15 protein-coding genes, 1 tRNA gene and 1 pseudogene are annotated in these 15248 nt (G+C 57.2%); 8 read left to right on the top strand and 9 right to left on the bottom strand.

Going from position 1 to position 15248, the window contains the following annotated elements:
• Positions 1 to 57: 57 nt before the first annotated feature.
• The 5 genes from QZ571_RS02035 to QZ571_RS02015 all read right to left on the bottom strand — a co-directional run bounded on the left by QZ571_RS02035 (position 58) and on the right by QZ571_RS02015 (position 4816).
• Entirely contained in the window at positions 58 to 2394 is a 2337-nt protein-coding gene (locus QZ571_RS02035) for a hypothetical protein (RefSeq protein WP_295530939.1), read from the bottom strand.
• A complete protein-coding gene (motA, locus tag QZ571_RS02030; RefSeq protein ID WP_295530936.1) occupies positions 2394 to 3263 on the bottom strand; it encodes a flagellar motor stator protein MotA in 870 nt (289 codons plus the stop codon). The genes QZ571_RS02035 and motA overlap by 1 nt, the downstream gene beginning before the upstream one ends.
• A 64-nt stretch (positions 3264 to 3327) precedes the next feature.
• Entirely contained in the window at positions 3328 to 3939 is a 612-nt protein-coding gene (locus QZ571_RS02025) for a hypothetical protein (protein ID WP_295530933.1), read from the bottom strand.
• An 8-nt stretch (positions 3940 to 3947) separates the two neighbouring features.
• Complete coding sequence (locus QZ571_RS02020) at positions 3948 to 4301, bottom strand: hypothetical protein (RefSeq protein WP_295530930.1); 354 nt, start codon at positions 4299 to 4301, stop codon at positions 3948 to 3950.
• Between the two features lie 11 nt (positions 4302 to 4312).
• Entirely contained in the window at positions 4313 to 4816 is a 504-nt protein-coding gene (locus QZ571_RS02015) for a flagellar basal body-associated protein FliL (protein ID WP_295530927.1), read from the bottom strand.
• A 65-nt stretch (positions 4817 to 4881) separates the two neighbouring features.
• On the opposite strand from QZ571_RS02015, the gene fliF reads away from it, so the two are divergent.
• From fliF to fliP, 4 genes are read left to right on the top strand one after another with little or no spacing between them, the layout of a single operon-like run.
• Positions 4882 to 6564 carry a flagellar basal-body MS-ring/collar protein FliF gene (gene fliF / locus QZ571_RS02010; protein WP_295530924.1) on the top strand — a complete coding sequence of 561 codons (1683 nt, stop codon included), beginning with the start codon at positions 4882 to 4884 and terminating at the stop codon, positions 6562 to 6564.
• Positions 6564 to 7160 carry a flagellar biosynthesis protein gene (locus QZ571_RS02005; protein ID WP_295530922.1) on the top strand — a complete coding sequence of 199 codons (597 nt, stop codon included), beginning with the start codon at positions 6564 to 6566 and terminating at the stop codon, positions 7158 to 7160. Before fliF ends, QZ571_RS02005 begins: the two co-directional genes overlap by 1 nt.
• The gene (locus QZ571_RS02000; protein WP_295530920.1) at positions 7153 to 7434 is read left to right on the top strand and encodes a FliM/FliN family flagellar motor C-terminal domain-containing protein; all 282 of its coding nucleotides are present in this window, start codon (positions 7153 to 7155) and stop codon (positions 7432 to 7434) included. The genes QZ571_RS02005 and QZ571_RS02000 overlap by 8 nt, the downstream gene beginning before the upstream one ends.
• Positions 7435 to 7438: 4 nt before the next feature.
• On the top strand, positions 7439 to 8188 hold the full coding sequence (gene fliP / locus QZ571_RS01995) for a flagellar type III secretion system pore protein FliP (protein ID WP_295530917.1): 750 nt from the start codon (positions 7439 to 7441) through the stop codon (positions 8186 to 8188).
• 1602 nt (positions 8189 to 9790) lie between these two features.
• Here the strand turns inward: fliP and QZ571_RS01990 are convergent.
• A pseudogene (locus QZ571_RS01990) lies at positions 9791 to 9966 on the bottom strand (IS481 family transposase); the annotation flags it as partial.
• 460 nt (positions 9967 to 10426) lie between these two features.
• Positions 10427 to 10502, bottom strand: a tRNA-Lys gene (locus QZ571_RS01985).
• A 106-nt stretch (positions 10503 to 10608) separates the two neighbouring features.
• Here QZ571_RS01985 and dapF point away from each other — a divergent pair.
• Together dapF and mtaB are read left to right on the top strand one after the other, a co-directional pair.
• Positions 10609 to 11445, top strand: coding sequence for a diaminopimelate epimerase (gene dapF / locus QZ571_RS01980; RefSeq protein WP_295531087.1), 837 nt, complete (start codon positions 10609 to 10611; stop codon positions 11443 to 11445).
• Positions 11442 to 12701 carry a tRNA (N(6)-L-threonylcarbamoyladenosine(37)-C(2))-methylthiotransferase MtaB gene (gene mtaB / locus QZ571_RS01975; RefSeq protein WP_295530914.1) on the top strand — a complete coding sequence of 420 codons (1260 nt, stop codon included), beginning with the start codon at positions 11442 to 11444 and terminating at the stop codon, positions 12699 to 12701. Before dapF ends, mtaB begins: the two co-directional genes overlap by 4 nt.
• Positions 12702 to 12939: 238 nt before the next feature.
• Here the strand turns inward: mtaB and QZ571_RS01970 are convergent, their stop codons facing one another.
• The gene (locus tag QZ571_RS01970) at positions 12940 to 13113 is read right to left on the bottom strand and encodes a DUF1328 domain-containing protein (RefSeq protein WP_295530911.1); all 174 of its coding nucleotides are present in this window, start codon (positions 13111 to 13113) and stop codon (positions 12940 to 12942) included.
• A gap of 263 nt (positions 13114 to 13376) precedes the next feature.
• Here QZ571_RS01970 and QZ571_RS01965 point away from each other — a divergent pair, with 263 nt between their 5' ends.
• Together QZ571_RS01965 and QZ571_RS01960 are read left to right on the top strand one after the other, a co-directional pair.
• Complete coding sequence (locus tag QZ571_RS01965) at positions 13377 to 13793, top strand: phage holin family protein (protein WP_295530908.1); 417 nt, start codon at positions 13377 to 13379, stop codon at positions 13791 to 13793.
• Entirely contained in the window at positions 13790 to 14794 is a 1005-nt protein-coding gene (locus QZ571_RS01960; RefSeq protein ID WP_295530905.1) for a hypothetical protein, read from the top strand. The genes QZ571_RS01965 and QZ571_RS01960 overlap by 4 nt, the downstream gene beginning before the upstream one ends.
• Before the next feature lie 146 nt (positions 14795 to 14940).
• Here the strand turns inward: QZ571_RS01960 and QZ571_RS01955 are convergent, their stop codons facing one another.
• The gene (locus QZ571_RS01955) at positions 14941 to 15138 is read right to left on the bottom strand and encodes a CsbD family protein (protein ID WP_295530902.1); all 198 of its coding nucleotides are present in this window, start codon (positions 15136 to 15138) and stop codon (positions 14941 to 14943) included.
• Positions 15139 to 15248 lie beyond the last annotated feature (110 nt).

Raw genomic sequence — 15248 nt, 5'->3', positions numbered from 1 at the left:
AAAAGTCTTGATATTCCGTTTTCGTTCTCCAGATCATCAGGCGAAAACAATCCGCATTCAATTCGTTGGAACAGCTTCGCTCTGGACGGGTTTTTGCGCAGTATTTGCATCTGTCACAGCAAAGCTGCCGAGCAATTTCTCAAATATTTCGCGTTCTTTTTGGCTCGCGGCAATCAACTCCTCCGCTTGAGAAAGCGGGCCGCTCGGCTCCGGCCTGGTGGCAGTCGTGCGAGACGCTGGCGCAAATGTATTGGCAAAATCGCGTTCAGTGCCATCTGCATTTTCACGCACGAAATCCCAATTGCCACCACGCCACGCCTCGCGAATCGCATCTTTGGGCTCATTGGCTTTAGAATAGGCCTTTTGCGCAGATCCATGTTCGCCAATTAATGCAAGCGCCTGGGCACGCAAAGCCTCAACCTCGGGTCCAGCAATACCTGCAAAATGTGTCAGAGCGGCCGCCGCGTCTTGCGATGCCAAGGCCGCTTTGCCCAATAGCAAACGGTCCTGCTCATTCGGTGATTTTGCTTGCGCCAAAAACTGCTTTGCAGTGCTCGCGAAGCCCAGGTTGATCAAGCGATCAGCCAAACCGAAACGCAAATCGGCCTGCATCGCAGAGCGCTGCACAGTTTCCATATGGGCAAACAGAGCACGCAAAAATTTACCATCATCGGGAACCTTGACGAGCAACCTCACCATCTCATCGCGGGTGTTCATCCTAAGCGCAGCCTCAGCTTGAACTGGCCAGCCTGCAAGCAGATCAACAGCTGCGTCAAATTCGCCGACAGAAGCGTGGCCAAGTGTCGCCGCACGCAACAAACGATAAGACAACGGCGTGCCCCTGAGTTCAAATGCCAAGGCGCGCGCATTTTGCGTGGTTTTTGACTCGATCGCCTGTCCGCGGCTCAACTTGTCGTCGATCAAAAGCAACAAGGCCTGCGCCGCATGCAGCCCATCCTGCGCAACGACATCAGCCAAGGAATGATCCGCATCAGCGCCACCTTTCTCAAGTATCAGTTGCGCATCTACCATATGCAAAGCGCTACGATCTTGTTCGGTAATGCGCGAAAGAGCCGGACGGATCGCACGCGCGATGTCGGGAGCGCCAAGTGCAATCAATCGCGCCACCAGATCTGGGCCAATCGTCTGGCGCAATTGCGGCGACAAACCCTGATAGCTCCGTCGCACCGCCGCGAAATTCACATCCTCTTTTGGCGGTAGCGGATCAGCACCCAGCAACGCCCAAGCAGCTACATTCCCATCACATCCCGTCATTTGCGCAAAAGGAGATTGATGTGCGTCTGGCAGTTCATCGAACAAATCGGCAAGATAGAAAAGGGCATCCCGCGCCTCTCCGGGCGCGCCCATATCGTTTAAAAGCATGCGTGATTCAGCCCCGAACCCAAATGCGAGGTAGGTGCGCGCGAGCTTGATGACCTCGTCTTGATTGGGCTTGTCGAATTCCCCCATCACAGCCCGGCGGCCTTTGCCGATTTGATCACTCGCATCTCCATCCCCAATCCACCCACCCAAATCGAACAGGGAATCCGACGCGCAGCGTAGACCGCTTTCCGTAGGATCCGTAGCGGAGCGTGCCGAGTGGTTTGCCTGATCAATCGAAGTTTTCGACTTAAACGCTATTTGATCATTCGTTTTATGGGCCGAAGCGGATTGCTCGGGCGTTACCTCGGGGGCGGCATCAACCATCCCCTGTTCTGTTGGCACCGCAGGTTTGTGCAGCTTCGTTGTATCTACTTCGACCAAACCTTGTGCTGCGGCGCGCGAAAGTTCTTGACGCAAACGCTCCTCTACCGCGCTAACACGCTCGTCGACTTGCTCGATCTGAGGCACAGAAAGCGGGGCCTCCGCTAAAACTGGCTCGTTGGGCGTATGATCTTGCTCTTCTGGCGCGTTTGTCGGTGGCGTGTCTATCAGCCCCTGCCAATACAGGTCGAGATGCGCGGCACCGATGGGAACGGGTTGAAGATTGCGGCTGGTGGACGTCACAGCGTGCGGCGCAACTGTTTCCTCGACAGCCTGCGCGGGTGCATCGTAAAAATCCAGAACGAGCCCCCCCAGGCGAAGGGGGAATGAGCGGATTTTGACCCCTTCGGTCGTTGTAAAAAGCAAACCACTGGCCTTTGCGTCGTCCTTGATCTCAACAACCCGGCTGCGCGGGATCAAACGAAATACATCCTCAATCTGAAATTGCGCCTCATCTACATCGGTCTCAAGGCGATAGCCTTCAGCGGTTGGGTCCAACTTCCAATCTGCCTCTTTCGGCAACATGATGACGAGTCGCGAAAAATCGGCGTGCTCTCCCGAACGCACGGCAATCGGCATTGCCTCAGCAGACAAAGCCATACAGCAGAATATCAGCGCCAGACGCAGCATCACGCCGCCTCCGATTTCACTGCCTTGAGCGCCTCTTCGAGATCAGAGAAGCTAGGACGGATGTGATGCGGAGTATTCTGGCGCCCCACCTCAATGCAGATATTGGTGGCATGGTTGTGCAGGTTCGCCACCAACACCTCGCGGATCAGTTTGTAGAAATGGCTGTCTTCATCAATCACGGACTTCATCCGGGTCGCGAAAGGCCCGATGAAACCATAGGCCATGAACACACCCAAAAATGTCCCGACGAGCGCGCCGCCAATCATCTTACCCAGAATCTCGGGCGGCTGGTCAATTGACGCCATCGTCTTGATTACGCCCAACACAGCCGCCACAATTCCCAATGCTGGCATCGCATCTGCGACTGTTTGCATCGCATGACTTGAGTGCATCGCATGATGATAATTCGCCTCCAACTGCTTATCGAGAACCTCCTCGACCTGATTGGGGTCGTCATAATTCATCGAGGCAGAACGCAAGGTGTCACAGATGATTTCGATCGCCTCGTGATCGTGCAGGATCTTGGGATATTTGCCAAAGATCGACGAGTTTTCCGGGTCTTCAATATGTTCTTCGATCGCGACCGGGTTTTGACGGGCCAAGCGGATCAATTCGAACAGAAGACACAGCAAGTCGCGATAATCTAAGGGTTTCCATTTCGGGCCCTTAAAGACTTTGCCGATATCCTTGAGCGTGTGTTTGATCGCAGCCAAATCATTGGACAGCACGAATGCCCCAACCGCTGCGCCGCCGATCATGATCATCTCGAAAGGCAAAGATTTGAGGATAATCCCCATCTTGCCCCCGGCCGCGACGTAGCCGCCAAAGACCATCGCAAAGATGATAACGATACCAATGATGCCGACCATAAGAGACACTCCAACAACTGCGCCGAAAGCATTGCAGAATAGGATTAAGAAATGACTGGCTTACTTAATTTTTTGGCGCCCCGGCATTTCTGCCAGCCATCATCACGCTGATCGTATAGGCGGTCTTTGGATCAAGGCTCGCCATGACGGCCGCCGCCGAAGCGGGGCGCATCCGACCCAAGAAACCCGCAGCAAACTCTGGTGCCATCTCTTCGAACAAGGGGGCTGCCTGTTTGGGTTTCATATTCTCGTAAAGGGTTACAAGGCGGGTAACATCCTCATCTGCAGCTTTGTCGGCGATTGAGACGGTTTTCGATAAAGCTTGTTCAGCAGCGACCAATTCAGTCAGCCGCGATTCAATGCGCTTTTCAGCCAGCTTGATGGCCTGTTCGCGATCGAGAACGAGCCCCTCACGATCAGACAATTGGCTCTGTCGTAACTGCAACTGAGCATGCAGCTCCATTAAACCGGGCTCTGTCACGCAGTCATCCTGGCCTTTGGCGCCTCCTGCATCAGACGCCAACATCTGCTTGGCCACCGCGAAGCCACCTGTTTCGACAAGTTTAATCGTGCCCGACATCGCAAACAAAAGCGCAATGATCCACAGCATGCCGCGGCCGAGCCAACGCCGCTTGCGCTTGGCCTGTTTTTGACCGCGTTTCGGCTTTGCAGCCACTGGGGTCTTCATTCCGCCGCCTCCAGATCACTGTCGCGATGGCGCCGCCGCTTCACGGTGCGGCGGGGTTCCTGCCCATCGGGCAGATCGTGAAGCGAGGCCAACAGCAGTTCGAGCTTTTGCGCCCCACCCTCGGCACGCTCTGTTAGCGCCCGAAGCTGAATTTCCGACTGACTCGCCGTCATCTGCGCCTTTTCAAGTGCGCGCGTCATGTCATCGACCTGCGCCGAAAGCACCGCAATCGCGCCGCCCATGCCATTTTCCAACTGATTGAATCGCTTCAGTCGCCGTGCAAGCACGAGGCAATAGGCCGCTGCAGCCATAGCTGCGAGGCCCAGAAAAAGATCCGCAATAAGCTGCATCAAGCCCTCCATCAGTTCAGCACAAATTCGACGATTAAGAGGTCGCGCACCCGGCCATCCCCGGTCACGATCTGAACCCGGCGCAACATCTGCGCACGCAGCCGCATCAATGCGGACGGATCTTCGAGCAGCGCAGGATCAACCGCGCGCAAATAGCCATTCAACACGTCCATAACCCGCGGCTTGAGATGCGCGACATCTTTTTCATAGGCTAGGGGCACTTCGAGCTGCGCCACAAAGCGCAAATGTTTCGCGCCATTGCCGGCCAGCGAAATCAACATCGGATCAAGCGCGACGAACCCGATTTCGGGCAAGGCGTCGGGCACAATCTCGGGGTCATGCGCTGCGTCGCCATGCGCATCGCTCTCAGCCGCCGGGCCAAGGATCATCCCGGAATACACCGCATAAAACCCACCGCCGCCAAGCAAGAGCATAAGCACCAGCCCAATCAGCAGAGGCAGTTTCGATTTCTTCTTGGGGGCCTCATCTGCGGCCTCAGTCGTTGCATCTGCCATGTCATCACCGATTTCTTCCTCACAAACAGACTTAACCGAAGACGACTAACCGATTGTTAAGCGCGATGAGGGAATGTGGGGACACGCGACGGGGCAGAACGCCCACTCAAGGGAGGTGCGTCTTGCAACAGTTAATCGGCGTCTGGCAGGCTCTCGATCTGCGTAAACGGATGATTGTGATCGGGGCCACTGCGGCGATGTTCGCCGCGATTCTCGCGATTTCCTCAATGGCCTCGAAACCCTCGATGAGTCTGCTTTACGCGGGCCTCGAAGGGGTCGAATCAGGAGAGGTGGTGAGTGCGCTCGATCAAAGCGGAGTTGCTTATGAGGTGCGCGGTGATGCGATTTTCGTGCCAAGCACTCAACGCGATTCGCTTCGCATGACACTGGCCGCGCAGGGCCTGCCTGCACAGGGCGCAGCGGGCTACGAACTGCTTGATTCGCTGTCCGGCTTTGGCACGACTTCGCAAATGTTCGACGCGGCCTATTGGCGGGCACAAGAAGGAGAGCTGGCGCGCACAATTGCCTCGTCTCCATCGATTCGTTCCGCGCGCGTTCATATCGCGCATTCGACAAATCAGCCGTTTCGCAAAGATCTCAAGCCGACCGCCTCGGTCACCATCACGGCCACGTCGGGTGGGATCGGCGCGGCGCAGGCCAAGGCATTGCGCTACCTCGTGGCCTCGGCGATCAGCGGCATGTCGCCCGACGATGTCTCGGTGATCGATTCGGCGCGCGGATTGATCGCCTCTGGCGATGATGCGAACGTGATGACCTCTGCCAACGATCGCGCCAGCGCACTGAAAAAGAATGTTGAACGCTTGCTGGCGGCGCGCGTTGGCGCAGGAAATGCAGTGGTCGAGCTATCGGTTGAAACCGTCAATGAGCGTGAGGCGATCACCGAACATCACTTCGATCCTGAGGGTCGGGTGGCAATCTCGACCGATTCTGTCGAGACCACGAAGCAATCCGATGCGTCTCAGCCCGGGGAGGTGACGGTGGCCTCAAACCTGCCGCAAAACGCCGGCGGAAATAATGGCCAATCCAAAAGCCAAAGCACCGAGACACGCGAGCGCACCAATTATGAAGTATCCGAGACGCGGCGCGAATTGCTGCGCACTCCGGGGGCGGTCAAACGCCTGAGCGTGGCGGTGCTGGTCGATGGCGTGACCACCACGAACAGCGATGGCACGACCAGCTGGCAGCCCCGCTCCGAGGCAGAACTGGCCGCGCTCAAGCAGCTTGTCGCGTCGGCGGTGGGCTTTGTTGAGGCGCGCGGAGATGTCATCACGCTGCAATCCATGCAATTCGAAGCGCTGCCAGAACTGGGGACAGCCGCCACTGCCGGGGCGCTTGGTGACATCTCATTCGACCTGACACAGATCATCCAGATCGCCGTTCTGGCCTTGGTGGCGTTGATCCTGGGCCTGTTCGTCGCACGTCCGATCCTGATGCAAAAGCTACAAACCTCAACGGCTGAGCTGCCTGCGCCAGAACGCTCGACCACCGCTTTAACCGGAGAAATCGCAGAAGATGAGATGCCCGACATGAATATGCAGTTGGTCTCGGATTTTGACGTGGGTGATCTGCCGATGACCATGAATTCCGCCTTCGACATGGGCGATTTGGACGACATGTCCCAATCCAGTGACCCCGTCGAGCGACTCAAAAAGATGATCGAGGCGCGTCAATCCGAGAGCATGGAAATCCTGCGCAGCTGGATGGAAGACACTGAGGAGAAAGCATGATGGCGCAGCGTCTAAAACTTGAATCCTTCGAGCCCCGTCCGGCAGACGACGCCGCGATCGAGATCGAACCTGTTGCCTTCGAAGAGGCCAAGCTTGCCGCCTTTGAAAAGGGCTATCAAGCCGGTTGGGATGACGCGGTGGCAGCGCAAAACAGTGAAACCGTGCGGCTTCATGGCGATCTGGGACGCAATCTGCAAGCGCTCTCCTTCACCTTTCACGAGGCGCGACGTCATATGCTGGATGCGCTGCGCCCGCTATTGATCGACATGACCGCCAAGGTGCTACCCGAAGTCGCGCGCCTCAGTTTGCCCGCGCTGGTGGCCGACCAGTTAATGCCGCTGGCCGAAGATCTCGCCTCGGCACCTGTTACGGTCATCGCCAACCCCGCCGCGCTGCCTCAGATCGAAGAAATTCTGACCCGCGACGACACCCTGCCACTGGCCTTTGCCTCTGAAAACAGCCTGAGCGAAGGGCAGGTCTATCTGCGCTTTTCCGAGACCGAAACCCGGATCGATCTGGATGCCGTGATCGCCACGATTTCTCAGGCCGTTGCCACTTATTTCAACTCTTCCGCTGAGGAGCCCAGCGATGACTGACGCCACCCAAGACATGCCCAACAGCAATCCGTTCAGCCAAGTCCCGATCGAAATCACGATCTCGGTCGGCAAAGCACGCCCCTTAGTGCGCGACATGCTGCGACTGCAACGCGATTCAGTATTGCCGCTTGATCGGCGCGTCGATGATCCGGTCGAGCTTTATGTCGGCGATAAGTTGATCGCACGGGGCGAATTGACCGAGGTCGAGGGGGATCCGAACGGCCAATTGGCCGTGCGCCTGACCGAAGTCGCCGACTTGCAAAACGGGCTGTGATTTTATGCAAAACGCCCCCTCACGCGCGCTGGCTCTCGCTGGATTTGCGATATTAACCCTAACGCTTTCGCTTCAACCCGTCTGGGGGCAGGATATCTCGCTCTCGATGGGCGATGGCGAAAGTCTTGCGGGCCGCTCGATGTTGATCATTGGCGCGATCACATTGCTCAGCCTCGCGCCGGGGTTGGCGATCATGGTGACATGCTTTCCCTTCATCGTCACCGTGCTCTCGATTCTGCGTCAGGCACTTGGCTTGCAACAATCGCCGCCCAATATGCTGATTGTCAGCCTCGCGCTGTTCCTTACTTGGTTCATCATGGAGCCGGTGTTCATGCAAAGCTGGAACACCGCAGGCCAGCCGCTGATTGACGGCACCATCGATTGGCAAACCGCGTTTTCGCGCGGAATAGAGCCGTTTCGCGCCTTCATGGGCAATCGCACCAATCCCGAGACATTTTCGTCGCTCTCCGCGCTGCGCACCGGCATGCCCTATCAAGGTGATCTGAACGCGGCACCGCTATCGACCCTTGTGCCCTCATTCATGCTCTCCGAGATCACCCGCGCCTTTCAGATCGGATTCCTGATCTACCTGCCGTTTTTGATCATCGATCTCGTCGTATCGGCCGTCCTGATGTCGATGGGGATGATGATGGTGCCACCCGCCGTTGTCGCGATGCCCTTCAAACTTGCCTTCTTTGTGGTGGCAAATGGTTGGGTGCTGATTTCTGGTGCGCTCGTACGAAGTTACTTCTGATTGTCAGATACACAAAAGCCCGGGCCGGACCCGGACTTTTGCTAGGATGGTGAGCCGTGTTGGTTTGAACCAACGACCTACTGATTAGAAGAGAGTGGCGGAGTTTCGGCTAATTGTCATCGTTCGCGTCGTGAATATCCAGGACTATTGGGGCACGGCTAGCTTGCGACTTGGTATTTGGTCGGTCACGCAAAATTCGGACTGCTGGTGACGCTTCATGAGCGGCTCTGATTCCTCGAAAAGCAGGGGCTCATACAGCTTAAAATTGAGCTGAAAGCGTTTCGCCTGCACCGTGGGGAATACTCAAAATTTCCACAAAAAGAATCTAAAGACATGATCTTTGACGCCGTGGCAACAATAGAATCTGCATCTCCTGCGCGATTCATCTCTCTGTTTAGAGACTTGGAAACGCTTCCAAACGAAATTCAGTGAGTCGAAAAAATTGCACGTTTACAATGGACTAAATAGGGATCCCATCGAATCCGGCATTGGATCCTCAAACGCGTTGCATCAGCTTTCTACATACTGTCCTTGCGTCATCTCCAATATCTGCTACAAAAATATCAACGCAACCCAAGCGTGAGTCTTGACATGGAAATGATGCCCATCAACCTACACCAAAGGCAGCATGTTTCGCCGCCTCTGCACCACCGTTCCGCTTGGAGACCAGACTCGCTTCTCCTTGTACCGGCAGGTGAAATATCCCTGTTGGAAAAGGCCCGGAACGGGCGCTTACGAGCCCTCCGCAGCATCAAGGCCCGACCAAAGTCGGCGGCGACCAAAAGGCTTTTGCTTTGGTCAGACAGCAAGAACCAAGAGTAAACTGACGATAGCGAGAACCAGTCGAATTCACTCGGCGCATGTCTCGCCTTTTGAAATGCGCCGCTCCTATGTTGGGTGCGCGGTGACCGCAGACGAATCCGTTGCGTAAATCGGTTGAGAGCCGAACCTCCCTTCCCCTGGTTGCTGTCGGCAAGATGCTGGAACGGCAAGTGTTCATTTATGACAAGCGGCGCGAAGTGATCGACCGCCACAAGCCGATCTGGTGGGATATCTAGAACGCACCCTTGCAGTCGATGACTTGCCGCCGCTCAATCCGACAGACCGCACGGCAAGCCGCGTCTGGCGCGCTGAAATCCGCGCCGTAAAAGACTTGCCCAACGATCGCTGGCCCAATTATCTGCTATGGGATTCGATCAGTGCCTGAACTGAGGGTGATCTGACGGAAATGCGCAGCCCCCTGCCGCAGAACCAAATCAAACAACTCCACCGCGCCGAACCTATCCGCCTGATTATGGCGCAACTTGCACGCTCGCGGCGCTGGAGGGCGCAGAGGCTAAGCTCGCCGATTATATGACCCGAAGACGCCTGCGAGAGGCCATCAAGGCCGATCTGACGTGCGCAGTGAGCAAACTGGATCAGGCGAGAGGTCGGTATCGGTTCGTGGATGGTTGGGCTTGGTGAACCCGTGCTCGATGCATTGGCCTCACAGATCATGTCGAAGCGCATTGCCCGGGAATAGATGGTGTTGCGATGTCCGGGCTGCTCTGCGAACTGAATTCCATTATTCGTTTAGATCGTGTGGACCCTGTTGGGCACGGCCGTCAGGCGCGGGATGGAGAATTGAACGGCATAGAGACTGTCGTCCAGCGGCAGCAGCGTGTTACGCCGGAAATCAACAACCATCGCCTCTTCGGCATCGGTCAGAACCGTGGAGCGCGGCTCTTTGGGGCCGGCCTTAGATCCTCAAGCGTGGTGCGCTTGCGCCACTTCACCATCGTTTTTGGGTTGATCTCAAACTTCAGGCTCTGTTCCGAGAACGAGGCGCCCCTCTCGGGACAGTGCAGTGCAATGCCCTGCCGGGCAGCGGGTCGGTGTATTGCAGCCCTGACGACTTGCGCCCCTCTCGATGAATGCGCGCATTCACCTGCCGGTCAACGGGGTCGTAGCGCTTCCGTCACGAACTTGTCCCAAAATGCCTCCTTCCATCCCTTCGAAAGGATCGCACCAGCAAACCGTGGGATCAAACAGCTAGGGGCCGCGAGCCTCGCCAACGGCTCATCGTCTTCCCCTACCAGCAGCCCACACAAACATCGAAGCTCGGCTCAGTCGATTCGGATGTCGCGAAATCGCAACGCCAGAATTGGCGCACACTTGCTTCCGTATTGCTTCCGGGAACGGCGGGCGCGGTTGGCGTCGATAGCCAGACATCGCGCATCCCTTTGAAAAAGGGTGTGATGGTGAGCCGTGTTGGGTTCGAACCAACGACCTACTGATTAAAAGTCAGTTGCTCTACCAACTGAGCTAACGGCCCATCACAGGGCGCTTCTCTATAAACCCCGGCCATGGGGGTCAAGGCCAAAAACTCTCAAAAATTGCATGTCTGGAAAAAACCTTTGCGCAAGCGTATATCGCGCAGCATGAACAACGCGCAAAACACCGCTGGCCTGCCCTTCATGAAAATGCATGGACTTGGCAATGACTTCGTCGTCATCGACGCCCGAGGCGCGGCCGATCCGGTCACCCCTGCGCTAGCGCGCGCCTTGGGGGATCGTCGTCGCGGCGTGGGCTTTGACCAGCTTGCGGTGATTCGGCCCGGGCAAGGCACCGATTTCACCTTGGATTTCTGGAACTCAGACGGATCACGCGCGGGCGCTTGCGGAAACGCCAGCCGCTGCGTCAGCGACTATATGATGCGCCAACTTGGGCGTGATCAAGTGACGCTAACCACGGAACGCGGGCACCTTTTGGCGCTGCGGCGCGAAGACGGGCTGGTCTCGGTCAATATGGGCGCACCGATTCTCGGCGCGGCGCAGATTCCGATTGTCGCAACCGCCGATCCACAACACTTGCCCTTGGCGGGCGATCCAATTGCCATCGGCATGGGCAATCCGCATTGCATCTTTTTTGTCGCAGATGCCGAGGCCGTCGACGTCGCGCGCCTTGGCCCCGCAATTGAACACGACCCGCTATTCCCGCAACGCACCAATGTCGAATTTGTCAGCCTCATCGGCCCCGACCACCTGCGGATGCGCGTGTGGGAACGTGGCGCGGGAATCACGTTGGCCTGCGGCTCGGGCACTTGCGCCACCGCCGTGGCCGCCAATCTGCGTGGACTGACGGGCAAGCGCGTGCTGGTTGATGTCGATGGTGGCCAGCTAGAGATCGACTGGCGCGACGATGGCGTCTGGATGACGGGCCCAGTCGCGCATGTCTTTGACGCGACCCTCACCCCCGACTTTCTGGCGACGCTATGAAACCACCCGTTTTCTCGACGCTCGGCTGTCGGCTCAACGCCTATGAGACCGAGGCGATGAAGGAACTCGCCGCGCAGGCCGGGCTGGAAGGCGCTGTCGTGGTCAATACCTGCGCCGTCACTGCCGAGGCCGTACGCAAGGCGAAACAGGAAATCCGCCGTCTTGCGCGGGAAAATCCCGATGTGCCGGTGATCGTGACCGGCTGCGCGGCCCAGACCGAACCCGAAACCTTTGCCGCAATGGCGGAGGTGACCCGCGTGATCGGCAATCACGAAAAGATGCAGGCCGAGACCTGGGCCGCACTGGCCCCGCAAGGCCCAGATTTCATCGGCCAAACCGAACGCGTGATGGTCGATGACATTATGTCGGTGCGTGAAACCGCTGGCCATCTGATCGACGGATTCGGCCGTCATCGCGCCTATGTTCAGGTGCAAAACGGCTGCGATCACCGCTGCACCTTTTGCATCATTCCCTTCGGGCGGGGCAATTCGCGATCGGTGCCTGCGGGCGTGGTGGTCGAGCAGATCAAACGCCTCGTGGATCGCGGCTTCAACGAGGTCGTGCTGACGGGCGTCGATCTGACCTCGTGGGGGTCCGACCTGCCCGGCCTGCCGCGTCTGGGCGATCTGGTGATGCGGATTTTGCGGCTGGTGCCGGATCTGGCGCGACTGCGAATTTCCTCAATCGACAGTATCGAGGCTGATGAAAACCTGATGCTGGCGATTGCGACCGAGCCGCGCTTGATGCCGCATCTTCACCTGTCGCTACAACATGGCGACGATCTGATCCTCAAACGGATGAAACGCCGCCATCTGCGCGACGATGCGATTGCCTTTTGTGAAGAGGCCCGCAAACTGCGCCCCGGAATCGTTTTCGGCGCCGACATCATCGCAGGCTTCCCGACCGAAGATGAGGCAATGTTTCAAAATTCGCTGAAACTGGTGGATGAGTGTGGGCTGACATTCCTGCATGTCTTTCCCTACTCGGCGCGTCAGGGCACGCCAGCGGCCCGTATGCCCGCCGTCAAAGGTCCCGCGATCAAAGAGCGCGCAGCACGCCTGCGTGCCAAGGGCCAAGCCGCGCTAAGCGCCCATCTGGACGCGCAAGTCGGACGCGAGCACGTCGTGCTCACCGAAGGTGCGCGCCTTGCACGGACCGAGGGCTTTGCTGAGGTCACCTTTGACACCGACCAACCTGAAGGGACGGTGATGCGCGTGCATATCAAAGGTCACGACGGCACACGCTTGATCGCGTGAATGCTAACTACACAGCCTAAAGTTCTCACTGATGCCATTCGATATAACTTGCGGCGGTAGAACCGGCGCAATCGGATTGTCATCAGGCGGTCTCTCACATGCGCGGCTCTAGAAACGCGATTTTAGGCTCTAAGAAGGCTGATTTGGGCACTTGGGTCGCTGAAAAACACTAAGGGGCCGCCCGATAAGAACGACCCCTTTCAAGTTTCATGTGCCTTCAAGGCTGGCACTGGTGTGATCACATCGGCGGTCTGCCTCTGACTGCACGCGCCACCAGCGCGACCACGAACAGGATCAAGAACACCACGAAGAGTATTTGCGCGATCCCGGCAGATGCACCTGCGATGCCGCCAAAGCCAAGTGCTGCGGCAATAAGTGCGACGACGAGGAACGTTAGGGCCCAACCTAGCATGGGATATCTCCTTACAGCTTGTTTCTACCAATCGTTGACGCGTTTTTGCTCGCGTCTCATGGAGAGATAACGAGAGCTTGAGCAACAAGTTCCGCGAAAAGATTCTGCGTCTTGAGGGGAACTTTCTTGCAGCGATCATGTTTCATGCGCCCTGAAGCGGCCCTACCTGTTACACTGCAGCACCAAGGAACTGTTCGCGCAGTGCAGCGTTATTTTGCTAGAATCGTAACGCGAAACGTGACGCTGGCTTCAAAGGAGCGACGATGAACCCGAAAGATGCCGACCAAGACAGCCAGCACGCCGAGCGGAGTGTTTCCGCGATGCTGGCCCATGTCGTCGAACAAGCCCGCGAGATTGCTCGAGCTGAGGCTGATCTTGCGCGCGCCGAGGCGGTGCATCGCATCTCACTCGTGCGCAACGGCATGATTTTCGCAGCGATCGCGTTGATTCTTGGACTGGGGGCGATTGGGCCATTGGTGCAGTCGATGGTCTTTGCACTTGAATATTATGGGCTAGAGACGGGCCCGGCCACGCTGATTGCAGGCGCCGTTCTCGCCATTTTTGCAATCATTCTGGCGCTGGTCGCGATTGCCCAAATACGCCGCGCCACGCGCCCGATTCACCGGATCAAGGAAAACCTGTCTGCGGATGCGCAGACCATCAAGGAGAGCTTCAAGTGACCGAGAAAGCAACCATCAAAGACATCGAAAGCCGTCTGCGTGATGACCGCGCGGACCTGGCCTCAACCTTGGCTGATCTCACGGGCCGAATCGCCCCGGAATATTTGTCCGAGCAAGTTTCGCAATTGGTGCATGACTACGCCCGCCCGATGGCCAAGAAAGCCGAAGAGACGGTGCGCGCCAATCCATTGGCCTTCGCTTTGGCTGGGGCCGGGTTGGCTTGGCTGGTTCTGAGCACGCGCAAGGGCATGGAGGATACGGCAGAGCCAGCACAGCCTGAAAAAGACCCTATTATGGCTCAAGAGGGCCTTTCAGACGCATGGCTTGATGAGATCGATGAGCTGCGCGACACCGCATCCGAGCGCCTCCAACAGCTTGAAATCGACGCGGCGAGCAATACCGACAAAGCGATTGATTATGCCAGCGAGCGCGCCCGCATGGTGAGTGAATTTGCCTCGGATCTGAGGGCGTCTCTGCATTCTGGGCTGAATGATCTTAGCGAAGAGGCCCGCAATCGCGTTGTCAGCGCCCGTGAGGCGGCCTATTCGGCGCGGCTTCGCCTTCAAGATCGCGCGACAGAAGCCGGGCGCTCTGGCAAGCAGATGATCAAGGATCATCCGCTGATCACTGCGGCTCTTGGAATCGCGATTGGCGCGGCAATCGTTAACGCAATGCCCAAGCCCGAGGTGAACCGCCGCGCTTTTGGCCCTCGCACTCGACGGCTGTTGGATGAGGCGCAAGAGATCTTTGCCGAAGAAAGGGCGCGCGCCAAATCTCTGGCTGCGTCCGTTGGCAAAGAGGTAAAGCGCACTGCACGGTCGGTGGCCGACAATGCAACCGACGAAGCGCGCAAGACCGCGCGCGACATCTCTGATCAGGCAAAGAGTGCGGGTCAGGACTTGAGTGCGCGTCTGGCGCAGGAACTGGCTGATGAGGCGAGCAAAGCGATCAAAGAAGTGGGTGAGCATTTGCGCGCCCGCGCCCGTGGCATCACGCATTGATCCAAGCCAAAGGCGTATGAGAAAGCCGGGCCCTGCGCCCGGCTTTTTCGTGTCTTTGCACTGCAGGCCTGACCCCAAAAGGAAGCACCAAGAAAAAGGGCGCCTCGCAACTGCGAAGCGCCCTTTTCAGCTAGTTTAGTGTCGATTTAGTACTTGGAGTACCAATCATCGACTTCTTTTTCGGCAGCTTCTTTGGTCTTGCCGTATTTTTCTTGAACAAGGCCGACAAGCTGCTCGCGCTTGCCTTCGGCACGGTCCAGTTCGTCATCAGTCAATTCGCCCCATTTCTCGCGGGCTTTGCCTTTGACTTGCTTCCAGTTTCCTTTAATTTCATCCCAATTCATATTGAACTCCTTTCTCTAAGGTTCCTTGTGAGAAGAACGCGATATCAATCTGAATCGTTCCCGGAATAATTTGCTCAAATCACGGGAACCGCTGCGCTAATCAAGCGTTG

Origin of the sequence: uncultured Thioclava sp. (assembly GCF_913064665.1) — a bacterium.
In the GTDB taxonomy this organism is placed as follows: Bacteria; Pseudomonadota; Alphaproteobacteria; order Rhodobacterales; family Rhodobacteraceae; genus Thioclava; species Thioclava arctica.
This window is presented reverse-complemented; position numbering and strand designations above follow the sequence as displayed.

What these genes read in the sequence shown, in the direction of transcription:
- QZ571_RS02035 (WP_295530939.1), bottom strand. Translation starts at nt 2,394, where the DNA reads ATGCTGCGTCTGGCGCTGATATTCTGCTGTATGGCTTTGTCTGCTGAG.
- motA (WP_295530936.1), bottom strand. Translation starts at nt 3,263, where the DNA reads ATGGTCGGCATCATTGGTATCGTTATCATCTTTGCGATGGTCTTTGGC.
- QZ571_RS02020 (WP_295530930.1), bottom strand. Translation starts at nt 4,301, where the DNA reads ATGCAGCTTATTGCGGATCTTTTTCTGGGCCTCGCAGCTATGGCTGCA.
- QZ571_RS02015 (WP_295530927.1), bottom strand. Translation starts at nt 4,816, where the DNA reads ATGGCAGATGCAACGACTGAGGCCGCAGATGAGGCCCCCAAGAAGAAA.
- fliF (WP_295530924.1), top strand. Translation starts at nt 4,882, where the DNA reads ATGAGGGAATGTGGGGACACGCGACGGGGCAGAACGCCCACTCAAGGG.
- QZ571_RS02005 (WP_295530922.1), top strand. Translation starts at nt 6,564, where the DNA reads ATGGCGCAGCGTCTAAAACTTGAATCCTTCGAGCCCCGTCCGGCAGAC.
- QZ571_RS02000 (WP_295530920.1), top strand. Translation starts at nt 7,153, where the DNA reads ATGACTGACGCCACCCAAGACATGCCCAACAGCAATCCGTTCAGCCAA.
- fliP (WP_295530917.1), top strand. Translation starts at nt 7,439, where the DNA reads ATGCAAAACGCCCCCTCACGCGCGCTGGCTCTCGCTGGATTTGCGATA.
- dapF (WP_295531087.1), top strand. Translation starts at nt 10,609, where the DNA reads ATGAACAACGCGCAAAACACCGCTGGCCTGCCCTTCATGAAAATGCAT.
- mtaB (WP_295530914.1), top strand. Translation starts at nt 11,442, where the DNA reads ATGAAACCACCCGTTTTCTCGACGCTCGGCTGTCGGCTCAACGCCTAT.
- QZ571_RS01970 (WP_295530911.1), bottom strand. Translation starts at nt 13,113, where the DNA reads ATGCTAGGTTGGGCCCTAACGTTCCTCGTCGTCGCACTTATTGCCGCA.
- QZ571_RS01965 (WP_295530908.1), top strand. Translation starts at nt 13,377, where the DNA reads ATGAACCCGAAAGATGCCGACCAAGACAGCCAGCACGCCGAGCGGAGT.
- QZ571_RS01955 (WP_295530902.1), bottom strand. Translation starts at nt 15,138, where the DNA reads ATGAATTGGGATGAAATTAAAGGAAACTGGAAGCAAGTCAAAGGCAAA.